This window comes from Bradyrhizobium iriomotense, from assembly GCF_018129405.1.
Taxonomy (GTDB): Bacteria; Pseudomonadota; Alphaproteobacteria; order Rhizobiales; family Xanthobacteraceae; genus Bradyrhizobium; species Bradyrhizobium iriomotense_B.
In genome coordinates, this window is record NZ_JAFCLP010000005.1 from 125,603 (window position 1) to 142,972 (window position 17,370).

Genomic DNA, 17,370 nt, shown 5'->3' on the forward strand with positions numbered 1-17,370 from the left:
CTCGTCTCTCTCCCCGTCATTGCGAGGAGCGTGTAGCCCGGATGGAGCGTAGCGAAATCCGGGTTCTGTCCCCGCGGTAGGTCGGTCCCGGATTGCGCTTCGCTCCATCCGGGCTACGGACCTCACTCTCCGCTGTCATCGCCCGGCCTTGACCGGGCGATCCAGTCGTCGCCTCGTGAGAGCCCTCAGCCCCTCACGCCGCCTTCTGCCCGCTCCCCGCATCGAGCCCGGCATAGACCCCGCGCTCGAAGCCTGCGAATGCCTCCAGGCATTTCGCATCGGCAAACGGCAACACCTGCATCAGGATCACGCCGGTGACGTCGCGCGAGGGATCGATCCAGTAATAGGTGTTGGCGAGGCCCGCCCAGGCGAGGCTGTTCGCGCTGCGGCCCTCAGGCGTCTTGGCGGTGTTGATGAGGAAGCTGAGGCCCCACTTCTTCACCTGGTCCGGATAGAGGTCGACGTCGTTGGTGTACATCGGCGCCACCGAGGTCATCTTGGTGACGTTGAGATCGCCGATGTGGTTCTGCCCCATCGTCGCGACCGTGTCGGCCTTCAGCACCTGATTGCCGTTGCCGCGGCCCTTGTTCAAGATCATCTGGGTGAACTTGATGTAGTCGCCCGCGGTCGAATAGAGCCCGCCGCCACCCATGTGGAATTCCGGCTCCTGTTCGAGCTCGAACGGGATTGCCGCGAGCTGGCCGTTCTCGCCGCGCGCATGCATGCCGACCAGCCGCTTGCGCATGCTGTCGGTGATCTTGAACGCCGTGTCGCTCATGCCGAGCGGGGCAAACAGATTGTCGCGCAGGTAGGCATCGAGCCGCTTGCCGCTGACGGCCTCCACGGCCTTGCCGACGAAATCGATATTGGTGCCATACTCCCAGCGCGTGCCGGGATCGGACGCGATCGGCGTCTTCAGCGCCGCGTTCTGGCAGGTCGTGATCGGCGGCGTGCCGGTCTTCTCCAGATAGGTCGCGTTATCGCCGTTCCACATATTGTAGCAGAAGCCGGCGGTATGGGTCATGAGGTGACGCAGCGTGATCGCGCCCTTCGCCGGCCGCAGCTTCGGCTCGCCCTTGGCGTCAAAACCTTCGAGCACCTGCGGCTTGGCGAGATCGGGCAGCACGTCGCCGATCGGTGCATCCAGCGATAGCTTGCCCTGTTCGACCAGCTGCATCGCGCCTGCCGATGTCACCGCCTTCGTCATCGAGGCGATCCAGAACACACTGTCCAGCGTCATCGCGTCGGGCTTGGAGAGGTCGCGCTTGCCGAACGCGCCCTGATACAGCACGTCGTTACCGCTCGCGGCGATCGCGACGACGCCGGGAATCTCCTTGGCATCGCTGGTCTTGCGCAGAATCTCGTCGATCTGGGCTTGGCTCTGCATGCGCGTTTCCTCCGGTTTGATTATTGTTGGAAGTAATCGATTGTCCTCCCGCGGCTCGCGCGCGGCAAGCGCCTCCGCCGTCGCGGCGGTCGCGATGTCGTGACTTGACGGCCCGTGCCCTACGCAGGACGACAAGGCGGCTGAACTGCAACACTCCGTCACAATCTGCGGTGGATGACCGCAACGAGCCGTGACCATGGATGGGGCCCGGCGATATGTTTCGCGTGTTTGGAAGCACTTGAAGCATTTTGTGCGTTGCGACGTTCAGCACCCGGCCAATCGACGCCGACGTTAAGACTTGATGCAAATTTGGCGGCCGGCACCCGGCCGCGGGGGACCTCAGATGATTTCGACCTGGAGCGAATGGAAGCGCTATCCCCGTCCCGGACGGGGCGACAACCTCGAGGCGCCGATCTCGCCCGGCATTTACGAAGTCCGTGTCGCCGGCACCGGCGCACTCTATTCCTTCGGCGCGGTCGACAATCTGGCGCAGGCGCTGGCGCTGCTGCCGGTCGGCTCGAAATCCTGGTTCGGCCGCCGCGACACCTCCGACGTTCCCGATCTCGAATACCGGACGTGCGCGACCTCCTCCAAGGCCGACGCCAAGGCGGCCGCCGAGCGCATGATCGGGCGGCGCGAGACCTATATGAGCGGCGCGGCGTAACCTGCTGCTCCGCACGAGATGACAACCTCTCCCGTAGGGAGAGGTCGCGCCGCAGGCGCGGGTGAGGGGTTACACTCTCTCGTGGGACCTGCGCCCCCTCACCCGATTTGCTGTGCAAATCGACCTCTGCCCGTTGGGGAGAGGTGAGAAACTCGCCGCTCCGAGTTTAACTCCCATCAGATGTGCGTTGCGGGGCGGTGCATTGCGCGCCGCCTGTCCCTATATTCCGGGCCAATCCGATCGCCCTCAGGGAGAACGCCATGACCCCGACCGCCGCCCGCGCCACGCAAGCCACCGCCACACTGCGCGACCGGTTGAAGGACCCTTCGCTGCTGAAGGAGGCCTGCTACATCGACGGTGCCTGGGTCGGCACGCCGGTCTTTGCCGTCAATAATCCCGCCACCGGCGTCGAGCTGGCAAAGGTCCCGCAGCTTGGCGCGGACGAGACCACCAAAGCGGTCGAAGCCGCCGCGCGTGCCTTCCCGGCCTGGGCCAAGCACACCGCCAAGCAGCGCTCCAACATTTTGCGCAAATGGTTCGAGCTGATTACCGCCAACCGCGAGGACCTCGCGCTGATCCTCACCTCCGAGCAGGGCAAGCCGCTCTCCGAGGCACTCGGCGAGGTCGATATCGGCGCCGCCTATATCGAGTTCTTCGCGGAAGAGGCCCGCCGCGTCTATGGCGAGACCATCCCGAGCCAGCGGCCCGATGCGCGGCTGCTCGCGATCAAGCAGCCGATCGGCGTCTGCGGCGCGATCACGCCGTGGAATTTCCCGAACTCGATGATCACGCGAAAAGTCTCGCCGGCGCTGGCGGCCGGCTGCACCGTGGTGCTCAAGCCCGCCAACGAGACGCCGCTGTCGGCTCTGGCGCTGGCCGTGCTCGCCGAGAAGGCCGGCATCCCCAAGGGCGTGCTCAACATCATCACCGGTGACGCGCCGCCGATCGGCAAGGTGCTGTGCGAGCATCCCGCGGTGCGCTTCGTCGGCTTCACCGGCTCGACCGCGGTCGGCAAGATCCTCTATCAGCAGGCTTCGGTCGGCGTGAAGCGGCTCGGCCTCGAGCTCGGCGGCAACGCGCCGTTCATCGTGTTCGACGACGCCGACATCGACGCCGCGGTCGAAGGCGCGATCGTCTCGAAGTATCGCAACATGGGCCAGACCTGCGTCTGCGCCAACCGCCTCTACGCCCAGGACAAGATCTACGACGAGTTCGTGAAGAAGCTGTCGGCGAAGGTCGGGGCCATGAAGATCGGCGACGGCACCGAGAGCGGCGTCACGCAAGGGCCGCTGATCAACATGAAAGCCGTCGACAAGGTCGAACGCCATATCGCCGACGCGGTGAAGCGCGGCGCCAAGGTCGTCACCGGCGGCAAGCGCAGCGAGCTCGGCCGCTCCTTCTTCGAGCCGACGGTGCTCGCCGACGTCAAGCCGGACTCGCTGGTGTCGCAGGAAGAAACCTTCGGCCCGCTCGCGCCTGTGATTCGCTTCAAGGATGAGGCCGACGTCATCGCGATGTGCAACGCCTCGCCGTTTGGTCTCGCCTCCTACTTCTACTCCCGCGATCTCGGGCGCGTCTGGCGCGTCGCCGAAGCGCTGGAGTCGGGCATGGTCGGCGTCAACACCGGCCTGATCACCACCGAAGTCGCACCCTTCGGCGGCGTCAAGGAAAGCGGCCTCGGCCGCGAAGGCTCGCGTCACGGCATGGAAGAATATGTCGAGATCAAATACGTGATGATGGCGGGGGTGTGAGTTTGGTCGTCCTGGCTTTCGCCAGGACGACATCGGAGTTTGTGGCATGCATTGGTGTCACCGTCGCAGCACCGCAATCGTCCGGTTCGCGAACGTCAGCCGCTCGGCCATGACCGACACGAAATAGGTCAGCAGCTTGTGGCTGAGCGCGGGGTCCTCGGTCCTGATCGCGTCGAACTGGTGGGTGTTGAGCACGTAGAGCACGCTGTCGACCTCGGCCTGGATCGTCGCGCTGCGCGGGCTGTTCGACACCAGGCCCATCTCGCCGATCGTGGTGTAGCGGCCGAGGCTGCGCACGCGCGTGGTGCGGTCGTCTTCGGCGGGGACCATGATGCCGACGCGGCCGTCGAGAATGAAATGCATGGAATCGGCGGCATCGCCGGCCTGCACGATGAGCTCGCCAGCCTCGACCTCGATGCGCTGGCAGCGGCGGATCAGCTCGTCGGCGTCGTCCTCGCTGTCGAGGATGCGCGTGAACCAGTCGCGGAGGCTGGCTTCTTCCTGCGCCAGGCCCTGATGCTGCGAGATGATCTCGTTCTCGCACCATTCCAGCGCGTGATCGAGCTCGGGGATGATGGTGACGCCCTCGCCGATGAAATCGCTGGAGCGCAGCACCTTCTCGGCCGCCGCCGACAGATGCACCAGGATCAGCTCGACGCCAAGGTCGCGTGCGCTGCGCTTGATCTGGGCAAAGCTGTAGGCGGCCGACGAATCCACCCCGGTGACGAGCTTGAAGTCGAACAGCAGATAGCGGCATTCGGGGCGCTCCTGCAGCAGCCTCTTGACGTGCTGGTAAAGCCGGTTGGCGGAGCCGAAGAACAGATAGCTCTGCAGGTTGAGGCCCTGGATCTTGCCGCCATAGGCCAGCAGCACTTCCTGGTCGTCGCGCGAGCGGTCGAGCGAGGAGCGATATTCCGAGCCGTCGAAACTGTACTTGATCGACTCCACCCGTGCCGCGCTGAAAGCGAACGTGGCGCAGCCGATGATCACGCCGATCAGGATGCCCGGCACGAAGCCCCAGACCACGATGATCGCGATGATGGCGATCAGCGAGAGATATTCGAGCTTCGACAGCCGCTTGCGCGATTCGATGATCCATTTGTGCAGCTGGTCGGCGCCGAGATAGAGCAAGAGGCCGCCGAGCACGAATTTCGGGATGAAGCCGAGCAACTGCGGCGCGACCACGAGCATCAGCAGCGACATCGCCGCGACCGTGAGGCCGGACAGGCGGCCGCGGCCGCCGCTGCTGAAGTTCAGGATCGAGCGGCTGACCGAGATGCAGCCGGCATAGCCGCCGAGCACGCCGGTCAGCATGTTGGCGGTGCCGGTGACGTTCAGCTCGCGCTCCAGATTGGCTTCGCGATGAACGGCGACCTCGATGCCGGTGGTGTTGAACAGCGTGCTCGATGCGGTGACGAAAATCACGGCGACGAGATTGCCGAGCAGGTCCGGCACGGCGAACCAGGGATAGTGGACGAGGCCGTCAGTGTGCCAGGGCACCATGAAGGCCGCCTGCGGCGGCGGCTGGAATGTCCAGCCCAGAGTGCGGGCCTCACTGAGCGAGACGCCTGTGATCCAGAACGCCAGATGCGCCGTGAGCACGCCGCCGACCAGGATGATCGGCAGCCCGAACGGGCTGCGTGAACGATGCCAGGTCAGATACAGCACCAGCGCCATGGCGCAGGCGGCACCGAGCTCCAGCAGCGTGGTGCCGTTGGTGAAGCGCAGCAGCGTCGCAAACTGCAGGGGGTGATCGGTGATGACCCGGATCGCACCCATGACGATCAGGAGCCCGGTGGCGCCGAGGAAGCCGCCGACCACGGGGTAGGGCACGTAGCGGATGGCGCGGCCCATCCGCGTCAGGCCCAGTCCACACAGCGCAATCCCGGTCAGCACCGTCGACAGGCCAAGCGTGATCAGGACCGGCGTCAGCAGCGGCATCAACGGGTTGGTCGCTTCGATCCGTTCAACCAGCGAGGCTGCCAGGATTCCCGTCACCGCCGCGGTCGAGCTGTCGGGGGCGGCGACCGCGAAGGGCAGGGAGCTGCCGAGCGCGACGATGGCGGCAAGCACCGCGGAGCTGATGAAGGTCGCCGTGATCGCGTAGGACAGATAGGGCGACAGGGGACCTGCGAAGATCAGCAGTGCGTAGGAGAGCCCGAACGTAACGGTCAGCACGCTGGCGGCGCTGCCGCCCAATATGTCATTCAGCGCACGCTTGAGCGCCGGATTGAACCGCGGAGCCGGACTGAAGGTAATCGCTGGATCGGTCACGCGCTGGCGCTCGCTCCTTGGGAAACTCCGTCTGAGACGTAGACGACTGCAGGCTTAGCGCAACAGGATTCTTGGAACTATGAAATATCCGACAGTTTTTGCGGGGACTGCCGCTCACGGCGTGTGAACGCTCAATCATATGGTTGAGGGAAAAACCGAACCCCCTCCAGCGTCGTCCTGGCGAAAGCCAGGACCCATTACCCCAGGGAGCAGTTTGGCGAAGACTCGTAATCGTAAATCTTCGTCAAATTGCTCCCTGGGGTAATGGGTCCTGGATCAGCGCTCCGCTTCGCTACGCTTGTCCAGGACGACGTGTGAAAGATCGACCGTGCAGCCTCATGCTCGCTGTCGTCCCGGCCTAGTGCGCAATTGCGCACTAGGCCGGGACGACAGTAGCGCGGGGCTTAAATCTTCAACTCCGTCCCCGTAACCCGCCGATACGCTTCCAGATACCTCTTGCTCGTCGCCTCCACTACGCTCGCCGGCAGCGGCGGCGGCGGGGCGTCGCCGTTCCAGCGGCCGGCGCGGCGCTCGATGTCGAGATAGTCGCGCAGCGGCTGCTTGTCGAAGCTCGCCTGCGGCTGGCCGGGCTTGTAGGCATCGACCGCCCAGAAGCGCGAAGAATCCGGCGTCATCACCTCGTCGATCAGGATGATGCGGCCGTTCTTGTCGCGGCCGAACTCGAACTTGGTGTCGGCGATGATGATGCCCTGCTCGCGCGCCAGCTCCTCGCCGAGGGTGTAGATCGCGCGCGTCATGCTCTCGAGCGTGTAGGCGACCTCGTCGCCGACCACTTCCCGCATCTTCGCAATGGTGATGTTCTCGTCGTGCCCGGTCTCGGCCTTGGTCGCCGGGCTGAAGATCGCCGGCTCCAGCTTCTCGCTTTCGACGAGGCCCGATTTCAGCTTCTCGCCCGCGAGCGTGCCGGAGCCAGCATATTCCTTCCAGGCCGAACCCGAGAGATAGCCGCGGATCACGCATTCGATCGGAAAGACGGTGGTGCGCTTGCACAGCATGGCGCGGCCGAGGATCTCGGCGCGATGCGGCTTCAAGGCCGGCACGGCCGCGATGATCTCGTCGGTATCGGCGCTGATCATGTGATGCGGCACCACGCCCTCGAGCTTGCCGAACCAGAACGCGCTGATCTGCGTGAGCACCGCGCCCTTCATCGGGATGGTCTCGCCCATCACGACGTCGAAGGCGCTGATGCGGTCGGTGGTGAGCAGCAGCAGGCGGTCGTCGTCGACGGCGTAGATATCGCGCACCTTGCCGCGCCCGATCTTAGTCAGGGGCAGGTCGCTGGAGAGCATGGCGGTCATCGGCAGATCTTTCAGGCAGGACATCCGGCCGTCCCTGATGGCACGGCCGGACACCGGATTAGCCTATTCCGGCAGCGGAATGAACTCATGTTCCTGCGGAACCGCAGCGAAGCGGCCGGTTTTCCAGTCCTGCTTGGCCTGCTCGATCCGCTCCTTGCTGGAGGAGACGAAATTCCACCAGATGTGGCGCGGCCCTTCCAATGCATCGCCGCCGAGAAACATCATCCGCGTGGGCCTCACGGCCTTCACCGTGATGCGGTCGCCGGGGCGGAAGATCAGCAGCCGCGGCCCCTCATAGCGCTCGTTCGCGATCTCGACCTCGCCGTCGACGATGTAGATCGCGCGCTCCTCATGGTCGGGGTCGAGCGGCAAGCTCGCGCCTTCCGCGGCCGTGACCTCGGTGTAGAACCAGGGCGACACCATCGACACGGGCGAGGTGATGCCGAAGGACGAGCCCGCGATCACCCGCGCGGTGAAATCGCGCTCGGAGATCATCGGCAGGTCGCCTGCGGCGTAATGCTGAAACGACGGCGCGATCTCTTCGGATCCGGCCGGCAGCGCGATCCAGCTTTGCAGTCCCAGCATCTTCTGGCCCGAGGCGCGCTGCGCATCCGGCGTGCGCTCGGAATGCGCGATCCCGCGCCCGGCGGTCATCAGGTTCATCGCGCCGGGCGCGATCTCCTGGACGTTGCCCTCGCTGTCGCGATGCATGATCGCGCCGTCGAACAGATAGGTGACGGTGGCAAGGCCGATATGCGGATGCGGCCGCACGTCCATGCCCTTGCCGGAGACGAACTGCACCGGGCCGAAATGATCGAAGAAGATGAAGGGCCCGACCATCTGCCGCTTGCCATGGGGCAGCGCGCGGCGCACGGCAAAGCCGTCGCCGAGGTCGCGCGTGCGCGGCACGATGACGAGATCGAGCGCATCGCAGGATTTGGGATCGCCGAGCACGGGATCGTTGTCGGGCATCCAGCTCATGGGTAGGCTCCTTTTTGGCTTTCTTGCGCGTGATGGTAGCAGGAATTTGCAGCGTCGTCGCGACAAAGCCGGGCCACATACTCCACTGTCATGCCCCGGCTTGACCGGGGCATCCAGTACGCCGCGGCGCATCGATTCCATCACAACCGTTTCGGAGTACTGGATCGCCCGGTCAAGCCGGGCGATGACAGTTTGTGGGTGCGGATGGTCCTTGAAAAAAGCGACGCAACGAACGATGTTCGGCGGACTTCAACCGCGCCCGATCGCATCGCCCGATGACACTTGCCGCAACCGAGCTTGCCTTCCGCGCCGCGTCCGTGGCGCTGCTGCTGGTGTTGGCGGCATCGCTTGTCGCCGATTTCCGCAACGTGCTGGCGGCCCGACTCGGTGCGGCCTTCGCGCTCGGCTCAGCGGCGCACGCCGCGAGCTATTCCATCGGCGTCTCTTCGCTGGTTGCCGGCTGGCACGCGCCGCTGATTGCGCTCTCGACCGGCAATATCGTGGTGTTCTGGCTGTTCACGCGCGCGCTGTTCGACGACGGGTTTCGCCTGCGCTGGTGGCACGGATTGATCTGGGCCGCGGTGACTGCGTTCAGCTTCGTCGGATGTCTCTGGATCGCGCCCGGCGGAAACGCGCGGTTCTCGGTGACTGTGGTGAACCTGATCGTGCTCGGCTTCATCGCGCTCGCGGTGGCGCAGACGATCAATTCGTGGTCGGCCGATCTGGTCGAACGCCGCCGCCGTGTCCGCGTCTTCATCGTCTGCGCCGCTGCGCTCTATGGCGGGTTGAATGCGGTGCTCCAGATCCTCGTTGCCGGCAGCGCGGGAGAGGTCGCCAATACGGTCAATAGCGGCGTGCTCGCCTGCATCGTTGCGGCCATTGCCTGTGCGATGATGCGCGTTGACGGCGCCGATCTGTTTCCGGCCGCCGCGGAGCCGGCACCGGCGATGGCGCCGATCCAGCCTGCGGTCGAGGACGCCGCCGACCAGAAACTCATCGATGCCCTGATGCGCCTGATGGCGGACGAGCGGATCTATCGCCAGGAGAACATCACCATCGGCGTCCTGGCGGGCCGGCTGAAAATTCCCGAATACCGGTTGCGCCGGCTCATCAACCAGCGGCTCGGCTACCGCAATTTCAATGTGTTCCTGAACAACCACCGGATCGAGGAGGCCAAGGCCGCGCTCGCCGATCCCGCCCAGGCCGAGGTCCCCGTCATCACCATCGCCATGGACGCCGGCTTCCAGTCGCTCGGCCCCTTCAACCGCGCCTTCAAGGCGGTCACGGGTGTGACGCCGACCGAGTACCGGCGGCTCAATACCAGTGCGGCGTGACAGGCCTTCTTCGCCTCTCCCCGCTTGCGGGGAGAGGCCGGAATTTGCGAGAGCAAATTCCGGGTGAGGGGGACTCTCCGCGAGTCTAACTCTCTCCGTCCCCGGAGAGACTCCCCCTCACCCCAACACTCTCCCCGCAAGCGGGGCGAGGGAGCTCACCGCCGTCGGGCGGCATTTTCATATTACTTTGAAATGACAGGCTTATTCCAAAATCGGCCAGCCCGCGCCCAATTCCAGCCAGCCCATTTTTCAAATCCGGCGAGCATCCACCGTCCGCATCCCGCTTCCTCCCGGCCCGCATCCCCGAGCCGGAGAAAAAGCCGTGACCCGCCGCCACAAGATCGTGCTCCTCACCGCCACCATCGCCGTGGCCGGCCTCGCGCTCGGCGCCGCCCGGGCCCGCGACGTCCCGAAGGTCGCGACCGGCTTCGTCGCCGACATCCTCTGCTCGGAGACATTCGTCTCCGGTCTCGATCCCGGGCGCAACTTCGCCGAGACCATCGACGCCATGCCCGGGACCAGCCTGATCACCTGGGCGATGGACTATCAGATCGATCGCACACGCAAGGACGTCACGGTGACGCTGTTCGGCATCGGCCGCAGCCATGCGGTCTATCGCGAGGGCCTCGGCTGCACGCTCGAGCACGGCGCTGGCATTGCCGCCGTCGAGCCGCCGGCGGACGAGAGGCAGCCGGCGTTGTTGCCCGAGATCGCCGCGCCCGCGATCGTGGCGCCGCAAAGCCCGGAGCTTGCCGCCGCGCTCGACCGTGCCTTCACCGAACCCGTGCAGCCGCCTTGCCGCCGCACCCGCGCCATCGTCGTGATGAAGGCCGGCCGCGTCATCGCCGAGCGCTACGCCGACGGCATCGGACCCGAGACGCCGCTGCTCGGCTTCTCCATGACGAAATCGGTGACCTCGGCTCTCACCGGAATCCTCGTGCGCCAGGGCAGGCTGAAGCTCGACGGCCCCGCACCGGTCGCGGCCTGGAACGATTCCGATGATCCGCGCCATGTCATCACCGTCGATCAGCTCTTACGTCACACCGCGGGCCTTGCGCTCGGCAGCTCGCTGGAAGCCTCGCTCGGCTCCGCCTTCGAGCCGGTCAACCGGATGAAGTTCGCGGAGAAGGACATGGCCGCCTATGCCGAGACGATCCCGCTCGAGACCGCGCCCGGCACCGCGTGGAACTATCACGACGGCAATAGCCTCATCCTCTCGCACCTGATCCGCAATGCGGCTGGCGGCAGTCCCGCGGACGCGCTGCGTTTCGCGCGCCGGGAATTGTTCGCCCCGCTCGGCATGCGCCATGTCACGCTGCAGCTCGATGGTTCCGGCACGATCGAAGGGTCGAGCGAGATGCTCGCCTCCGCACGCGACTGGGCGCGCTTCGGCCAGCTCTATCTCAATGACGGCGTCGCCGGCGGCAGGCGCATCTTGCCGGAGGGCTGGGTGAACTACACAGCCATGCCCACGCCGAACGCGTGGGTCGGCATCGGCGCCGGCTTCTGGACCAACCAGGGCGACAGCTTTGGCGCAAAGTTTCGCGTGGAGCACGGCTGGCCGCGCGATGCCTTCTTCGCCAAGGGCACGATCGGGCAGTACACCATCGTGATCCCGTCGGAGCGCCTCGTGATCGTAAGGATGGGCCGCTCGCCAAACTGGCCACCACAAGCCGACGGCGTGTTCGATCTCGTACGCGATGTGGTGGCGGCGACGCGCGCCGTCTCTTCTCCCTCGCCCCGCTTGCGGGGAGAGGGTTGGGGTGAGGGGGAGTCTCCGCGAGGGAGGTGAGAGTTGGATTCGTGGAGAGTCCCCCTCACCCGGAATCCAAGCTGCGCTCGGATTCCGGCCTCTCCCCGCAAGCGGGGAGAGGCGAAGAGGCGCCTCCTACCTCCCCAATTCCGTCGCCTTGGCCACGCGGTCGAACCGCTCCAGCGTCATGATCGCATCGGCAAACTTCTCCGCCCGCGCGTTCAGCACCGGGCGCGCCAGCGTCAAGAACTTCTGCTGCATCGCCTGCGTATCCGGGAAGGACGTCGGCTCACCCGAGGGATCGGCATAGAGCCGCTCATGCACGCCGTCGTCCGTGGTGATGCTCACGCGCGCGCCAAAGGGATGGGTGCGGCCGATCTCGAGGCGATCGTCCTGCACCACGTCGAACTTGTCGGCGAGCGCGTCGATGGCGGCGTCCCCAAGGCGGTTGTAATCGTCCCAGCCGAACGAGCCCTGGTCGAGCGCGAGCGCGCCGGTGAAGAACATCGAGAACTGGCCGCCGACGATCGAGCGCGGGTGGCGCTTGGTCGCGGCATCGCCGGTGAGCGTGATGCCGTTGCGGTGCAGGCCGATCTCGACGCGCTTGACCTGGTCGGGCGTCAGATTGTGCTCGCGCCGCATCGCGATCAGCGCGTCGATCGCGGCATGGGTGTAGCGGCAGCTCGGATAGGGCTTTACGCCGATCTTCATGGTCTCGTAGGTCTTGCCGAGCTCGGCCACCGCCTTGTCGGGATGCGCATCGTCGGTGTAGCCGGCGAGCAGGCCATGCTTGCCCTCGACCGATTCGGTCGCGCCGACGAAATCGTTGCGCGCCAGCGTCGCGGCGATCACGCCGTTCATCGCGGCGGCGCCGACCTGGTAGCGCTTGTTCCAGGCGCCATTGACCAAAAATTGCAGCGAGCCTGCGGCCTGGCTGCCGGAGACGCCGAACGCGGCGATCAGCTGCTGCTCGCTGAGGCCGAACAGCTTGCCGGTCGCCGCCGCCGCGCCATAGGTGCCGGCGGTCGCGGTCGGGTGGAAGCCGCGCGCATAATGCGAGGTCGGATCGAGCGCATTGCCGAGCCGGCAGCAGACTTCATAGCCCGCAACGATCGCGGTCAGCACGTCGCGCCCGGATGCGCCGACCATCTCGCCGACGGCGAAGGCGGCGGGAACCACCGGCGCGCTTGGATGCAGCGAGGAATCGGCATGGGTGTCGTCGAAGTCGAGGGAATGGCCGAGCGCGCCGTTGAGGAGAGCGGCGACCGCCGGCGTCCAGGTCTTGGAATCGCCGAACACGGTGGACTCGCCTCTGGTGTCGAGCGCCAGCGCCTCCAGCATTTTCAGCATCGACGGGGTCGATTCCGCCTCGCGCCGTGCCCGGATCGCGCTGCCGAGGAAGTCCAGCGTCAGCACTTTGGCGCGCTCCAGCACCTCCGCCGGAATATCCTGGTATTTCAGATTGAAGACATAGGCGGCGAGCGTTGCGGTTTCGTGGGCCATCGTGTTTCCTCGTTTTGGCGGGCAAGTTAGGCGGGCTGATTTGGCCTTTCAAGCGGCCTTGCGGCCGCGGGCATCAGCTATGCTTTTGGCTGGCTTCATGAGGATCGGACCGGGATAGTCGAGCATGGCATTCGCAGGGAAGGTGTTCGAGCGGATCCGGTCGCGGCGCACGCAACTGGGGCTCGCGATCCGGGTCACGGTGGCCGCCACCGCGGCCTATGCGATCGCCACCGCGCTGCATCTGTTGTTGCCGCTCTGGGCGGTGCTGACCTCGCTGATCGTGACCCAGATGAGCGTCGGCCGCTCGCTGAAGGCGACGCGCGACTACATGCTCGGCACCATCGGCGGCGCGATCTATGGCGGCGCCATCGCGATCCTGATTCCGTATTCCAGCGAGGCGGGCCTGCTCGGCCTGCTCGTGCTCTCGGTTGCCCCGCTCGCCTTCATCGCCGCGATCAATCCGAGCCTGAGCGCCGCCACGGTCACGGCCGTGATCGTGCTGCTGGTTCCGACCATGCATCATTCCGATCCCATGACCTCGGCGATCGACCGCGTCAGCGAGGTCGGTGTCGGCGCCATCACGGGCCTCTTGGTCTCATTCCTGGTGCTGCCCTCGCGCGCGGTGCGGCAGATCCGCGCCAGCGCGGCGAAGCTGCTCGAGCTGATTGCGGACGCCTTCACCGAACTGCTCGCGGGCCTCACGCGCGGCCGCGACAACGACGCGCTGCACCTTATTCAGGACGGCATCGGCACCGCGATGGTCGGCCTCAGTGCCACCGGTGCCGAGGCCGAGCGCGAGCGCGCCGCGCGGCTGTCGAGCGGCCCCGACACCGGCCCGCTGCTGCGTACCGTCCTGCGGCTGCGCCATGACGTCGTGATGATCGGCCGCGCCACCGTGGTGCCGCTGCCGGTCGAGGTGCAGATGCGGCTTGCGGCGCCTCTGACGGAAGTCTCGACCGTGATCGCGCGTTTCCTGCGCTCGGCCGCCGCGGCCTTGCGCGAAGGCGCCGGCGCGCCGCCGATCCATCCCGTGCACGTCGCGCTCCAGCATTATGCCGAGGCGGTCGCCGCCGTGCGCCAGGACGGCCTGCTCCGCGGTCATCCCGGCGACACCGCCGAGCGCTTCTTCGCGCTCGGCTTCTCCTTGGAGCAGATGCACCAGAATCTCTGCGACCTCGACCGCGTCGTCGGCGAATGGTCGGAGGCAGCGGCAGACAAATCCGTGCGTGTGGCGGAGTGAACTTGGGCGTGGACGCGTCGGCTGCCGACTGCAAAGCCCCGTAGAACGGGTAAACGAGCTCAAGACGAAGAAAGGAGAGAACATGTTAGGGAACGCGAAGGTGGCAACCCGGCTTCCGGCAAAAGACCTCGACCGCGCTCGGGCATTCTACTCCGAGAAGCTCGGGCTCGAGCCGACAGAAGAGCGTGTGGGCGGACTCCGCTATGTCTGCGCGGGGGGCGAGTTTGCGATATTCATCTCGGCCGGAATGCAATCCCGCACGCACACACAGATGGGATGGGAAGTCGAGGATATCGAGGCAACCGTGCGCGAACTGCGCGCGCGGGGAGTCGAGTTCGAGGAGTACGATCTGCCCGGCCTGAAAACAGTCGAGGGGATTGCCGAGATTGCGGGAAATTACCCCAGCAAGGGTGTTGGAGAGCGGGGGGCGTGGTTTCGCGACAGCGAAGGCAACTTGCTCGGGGTGGGGCAGCCGGTGCGAAGTTGACGGACGACCGCATCGCCTTTGAGGGAATACACGCCCTATCGCTTCGTCAGCCCCTTGCCCTGCATGCGCCAGACCAAGAGGTCGATGCGGTCCTGGCCGAAGAACGGCTCGTTCTCGAACACGAAGGTCGGAACGCCCCAATGGCCTGATGCGGCGTGGTCCTTCTCGTTCTCCGCGATCACCTGCTCGTAGCGATCCGGATCGGCCGTGATCGCTGCATCCATCGCGGCAAGATCGAAACCGGCTTGCTCGGCCGCGCGCGCGAGATGGTTGCCCTCGTTCCACTCCGAGACCGAACCGTCCCACAGCACGCGCGCGATCGCATATGTAAATTCGAGCGAGCGGCCCTCGAGCTGCGCCATGGCGCCGAGGCGAGTCAGGCGGTGGATGTAGGGCTGCTCGGCTGCGACCTCGAGCGTCGTCAGGTCCTGCACGATTGGATTGGGCCGGGGAAAGCGGAACGGAATGCCCTCATGCTCCGCCACGCGCGTGCTGTCGAGCACCACGTAGCGAATGAAGTTCGGGCTGGCCTTCTTGAAGAATCCGGGCATGCGGACCGCGATCGGGTAGACCGGCCGCAAATTGACCGCGAGGTCATACTCCGCGACCAGCTTCAGCGTCTTGGGCAGTGCCAGATAGCTGAAGGGACTGCGGTAGGTAGAAGAGGTCGACGGACAGCGTCATCGGGCCGGCTCCGCGATGCATCCCATCATGCTGCGGACCACGAGCTTGTGGAAGGGCATGATCAGCGCGAGATAGCTGCGGCCGAGCAGATTGTGCGTCCGCACCAGCGTGGTCGAGGTCACCTGGCGGCTCGCAGCATCGCCCTCCACCTCGATGACGAGGCGGAAGTCGAGATGAGAATCGTTGAAGCCGGCGACCAGCCGCTCCGGCGTCTCGCTCACCACCGGAAACAGCCCGATCAGGCCGTGCGGCGCCGGCGCGCCTTCGCCTGACGTCTTCAGCCCGAACGGCGTCACCAGAATGTTGCGCAGCCGCAGCAGCACATCGATCCAGCGCGGCCCGTGCAGCACCATCCGCACGCAGGCCTCGCGCGCATCGACCCTCGCCGCACCGATCTCCACGCGAAACGCATCGATGAATTGCGCGCCTGCCAGCACCGCGCCGGCGTCGACATTGGGGGTGACTTCGCGGACCGTCCCGATCATCCCGCCAGTTTGCGCGCCAGCATCCGGAAGCGCAAGATCAAGAGCCCGGCATAGACGAACGAGCCGATCGAGAACCCGATCCAGACGCCGACCGCGCCCAGTTCCGCGTGGAAGGCAAGCACCCAGGCGATGGGAAAGGCGACGCACCAATAACCGATCGCCGCGAACACCAGCGTCATCCTGGTGTCATTGATGCCGCGCAGCGCGCCGCCCATGATGGTCTGGAGGCCGTCGGCGATGAAGAAGCTTGCGCCGACCAGCAGCAGCGTTGCCGTCAGCTCGACCGTTGCCGCGCTGGCCTCGCTGCGGCCGAAGAACAGCCGTCCGAGCTCGTAGCGGCCGAGAATGATCGCGACGGTCAGGGCTGAGACGAACGCGACCCCGAGCACCGCTGCGACGAGCCCTGCGCGCCTCACCGCGACCATGTCGTCGCGGCCGAATGCATGGCCAACCCGCACCGTTGCCGCCATGCCGATGCCGAGCGGGACCATGAACAGCACGGCGGTGACCTGGAGCGCGATCTGGTGCGCGGCGAGCGCCGCGGTCGAGATCAGCCCCATCAGCAGCGCGGCCGAGGAGAACAATCCATATTCGAGCAGCAGGGAAAACGAGATCGGCGCGCCGACCGCGACGAGCTGGCGCATCAACGGCCAGTCGATCCGCCAGAGATGGGCGAGGGGACGATAGTCTGCGAACGGTTTGCGCAGCCCTGCGATGGCAAGCGCGGCGAAGAAGGTACCGAGATTGACCAGCGTGGTCGCAAGCCCCGCGCCGAACAGGCCGAGCTCCGGCAGGCCGAACAGGCCGTGGATCAGCGCATAGACCAGCACGGCATTGACCGGGATCGCCGCCACCGTGATCCACAGCGGCGCCTGCGGCCGGTTCACCGCGCTCATCATGCTGCGCAGCGCGATGAAGCCGAGCGCCGGCGCGATGCCCCAGGCGAGACCGTTCAAATAGCGCTGCGCCAGCGCAGCCGATTGCGACACCTGACCGAGCGCGAGCAGGATCTGCTCACCATAGAGCGGCGAGGCCATCATCGGCAGCGAGATCAGCAGCGCGGCCCACAGGCCGACGCGCAGCGAGCGGCGGATGCGCCTGACATCGCCGGCGCCGAACGCCTGTGCGGCCAGCGGCGACACCGCGGACATCAGGCCGAGCCCGAAGGTGAAGCTGACGAAATAGACCGTATGCGCCAGCGCCGCCGCGGCCACCGCGCTCTCGCCGAGGTGACCGATCATCGCGAGATCGGTCGTGATCATCGCGATCTGCCCGAGCTGCGTCAGCATCATCGGCACGGCCAGCCGCAGCGTCTCGACGAACTCTTGCGCGAGATGATTTTGCGGCACGCCGGCTTGCGGCTGCGCATGATGTTGGACGGTGTCGAGCATGGCGGCTCATTAGCACAGCCACACGTCGAAAACATGGCTCACGTGTCCCGGACGCGCGAAGCGCGAGCCGGGACCAGAAGCCGCAGGCGTAGCTCGCAATCGCATGGGCCCCGGCTC

Annotated in this window: 13 protein-coding genes and 1 pseudogene; 6 read left to right on the forward strand and 8 right to left on the reverse strand. The window is 65.9% G+C overall.

The window, feature by feature from the left end:
- Positions 1-193: 193 nt before the first annotated feature.
- Positions 194-1,387, reverse strand: a complete 1,194-nt coding sequence (locus tag JQ592_RS14140; protein WP_211403450.1) for a serine hydrolase domain-containing protein — start codon at positions 1,385-1,387, stop codon at positions 194-196.
- Between the two features lie 343 nt (positions 1,388-1,730).
- Here JQ592_RS14140 and JQ592_RS14145 point away from each other — a divergent pair, with 343 nt between their 5' ends.
- Together JQ592_RS14145 and JQ592_RS14150 are read left to right on the forward strand one after the other, a co-directional pair.
- Positions 1,731-2,051 (forward strand): hypothetical protein, encoded by a 321-nt coding sequence (locus JQ592_RS14145; RefSeq protein WP_157337101.1) that lies wholly within the window; start codon positions 1,731-1,733, stop codon positions 2,049-2,051.
- 260 nt (positions 2,052-2,311) lie between these two features.
- Positions 2,312-3,802, forward strand: coding sequence for an NAD-dependent succinate-semialdehyde dehydrogenase (locus JQ592_RS14150; protein ID WP_211403451.1), 1,491 nt, complete (start codon positions 2,312-2,314; stop codon positions 3,800-3,802).
- A gap of 57 nt (positions 3,803-3,859) precedes the next feature.
- On the opposite strand, the gene JQ592_RS14155 is transcribed toward JQ592_RS14150, so the two are convergent.
- The 3 genes from JQ592_RS14155 to JQ592_RS14165 form a co-directional block, all read right to left on the reverse strand.
- Entirely contained in the window at positions 3,860-6,076 is a 2,217-nt protein-coding gene (locus tag JQ592_RS14155) for an SLC26A/SulP transporter family protein (RefSeq protein WP_211403452.1), read from the reverse strand.
- A gap of 404 nt (positions 6,077-6,480) precedes the next feature.
- Positions 6,481-7,395: a phosphoribosylaminoimidazolesuccinocarboxamide synthase gene (locus tag JQ592_RS14160; protein WP_211403624.1), complete on the reverse strand. Its 915-nt coding sequence runs from the start codon at positions 7,393-7,395 to the stop codon at positions 6,481-6,483.
- Between the two features lie 63 nt (positions 7,396-7,458).
- Positions 7,459-8,376: a pirin family protein gene (locus JQ592_RS14165; protein WP_211403453.1), complete on the reverse strand. Its 918-nt coding sequence runs from the start codon at positions 8,374-8,376 to the stop codon at positions 7,459-7,461.
- A gap of 275 nt (positions 8,377-8,651) precedes the next feature.
- Between JQ592_RS14165 and JQ592_RS14170 the strand changes: the two genes are divergently transcribed.
- Together JQ592_RS14170 and JQ592_RS14175 are read left to right on the forward strand one after the other, a co-directional pair.
- A complete protein-coding gene (locus tag JQ592_RS14170; RefSeq protein ID WP_211403454.1) occupies positions 8,652-9,710 on the forward strand; it encodes a helix-turn-helix domain-containing protein in 1,059 nt (352 codons plus the stop codon).
- A 322-nt stretch (positions 9,711-10,032) separates the two neighbouring features.
- On the forward strand, positions 10,033-11,502 hold the full coding sequence (locus tag JQ592_RS14175; RefSeq protein WP_211403455.1) for a serine hydrolase domain-containing protein: 1,470 nt from the start codon (positions 10,033-10,035) through the stop codon (positions 11,500-11,502).
- Positions 11,503-11,598: 96 nt separating this feature from the next.
- Here JQ592_RS14175 and JQ592_RS14180 read toward each other — a convergent pair whose 3' ends face one another.
- Positions 11,599-12,966, reverse strand: a complete 1,368-nt coding sequence (locus JQ592_RS14180; RefSeq protein WP_211403456.1) for an MmgE/PrpD family protein — start codon at positions 12,964-12,966, stop codon at positions 11,599-11,601.
- A 124-nt stretch (positions 12,967-13,090) separates the two neighbouring features.
- On the opposite strand from JQ592_RS14180, the gene JQ592_RS14185 reads away from it, so the two are divergent.
- Entirely contained in the window at positions 13,091-14,206 is a 1,116-nt protein-coding gene (locus tag JQ592_RS14185) for an FUSC family protein (RefSeq protein ID WP_211403457.1), read from the forward strand.
- 82 nt (positions 14,207-14,288) lie between these two features.
- Positions 14,289-14,693: a VOC family protein gene (locus JQ592_RS14190; protein ID WP_211403458.1), complete on the forward strand. Its 405-nt coding sequence runs from the start codon at positions 14,289-14,291 to the stop codon at positions 14,691-14,693.
- Between the two features lie 35 nt (positions 14,694-14,728).
- Here JQ592_RS14190 and JQ592_RS14195 read toward each other — a convergent pair.
- The 3 genes and pseudogenes from JQ592_RS14195 to JQ592_RS14205 form a co-directional block, all read right to left on the reverse strand.
- Positions 14,729-15,377 (reverse strand): annotated as a pseudogene (locus tag JQ592_RS14195) (2-hydroxychromene-2-carboxylate isomerase).
- Positions 15,374-15,862, reverse strand: a complete 489-nt coding sequence (locus JQ592_RS14200; protein WP_211403459.1) for a DUF2867 domain-containing protein — start codon at positions 15,860-15,862, stop codon at positions 15,374-15,376. Before JQ592_RS14200 ends, JQ592_RS14195 begins: the two are co-directional and overlap by 4 nt.
- The gene (locus JQ592_RS14205; RefSeq protein WP_211403460.1) at positions 15,859-17,253 is read right to left on the reverse strand and encodes an MATE family efflux transporter; all 1,395 of its coding nucleotides are present in this window, start codon (positions 17,251-17,253) and stop codon (positions 15,859-15,861) included. Before JQ592_RS14205 ends, JQ592_RS14200 begins: the two co-directional genes overlap by 4 nt.
- Between the last annotated feature and the right edge of the window lie 117 nt (positions 17,254-17,370).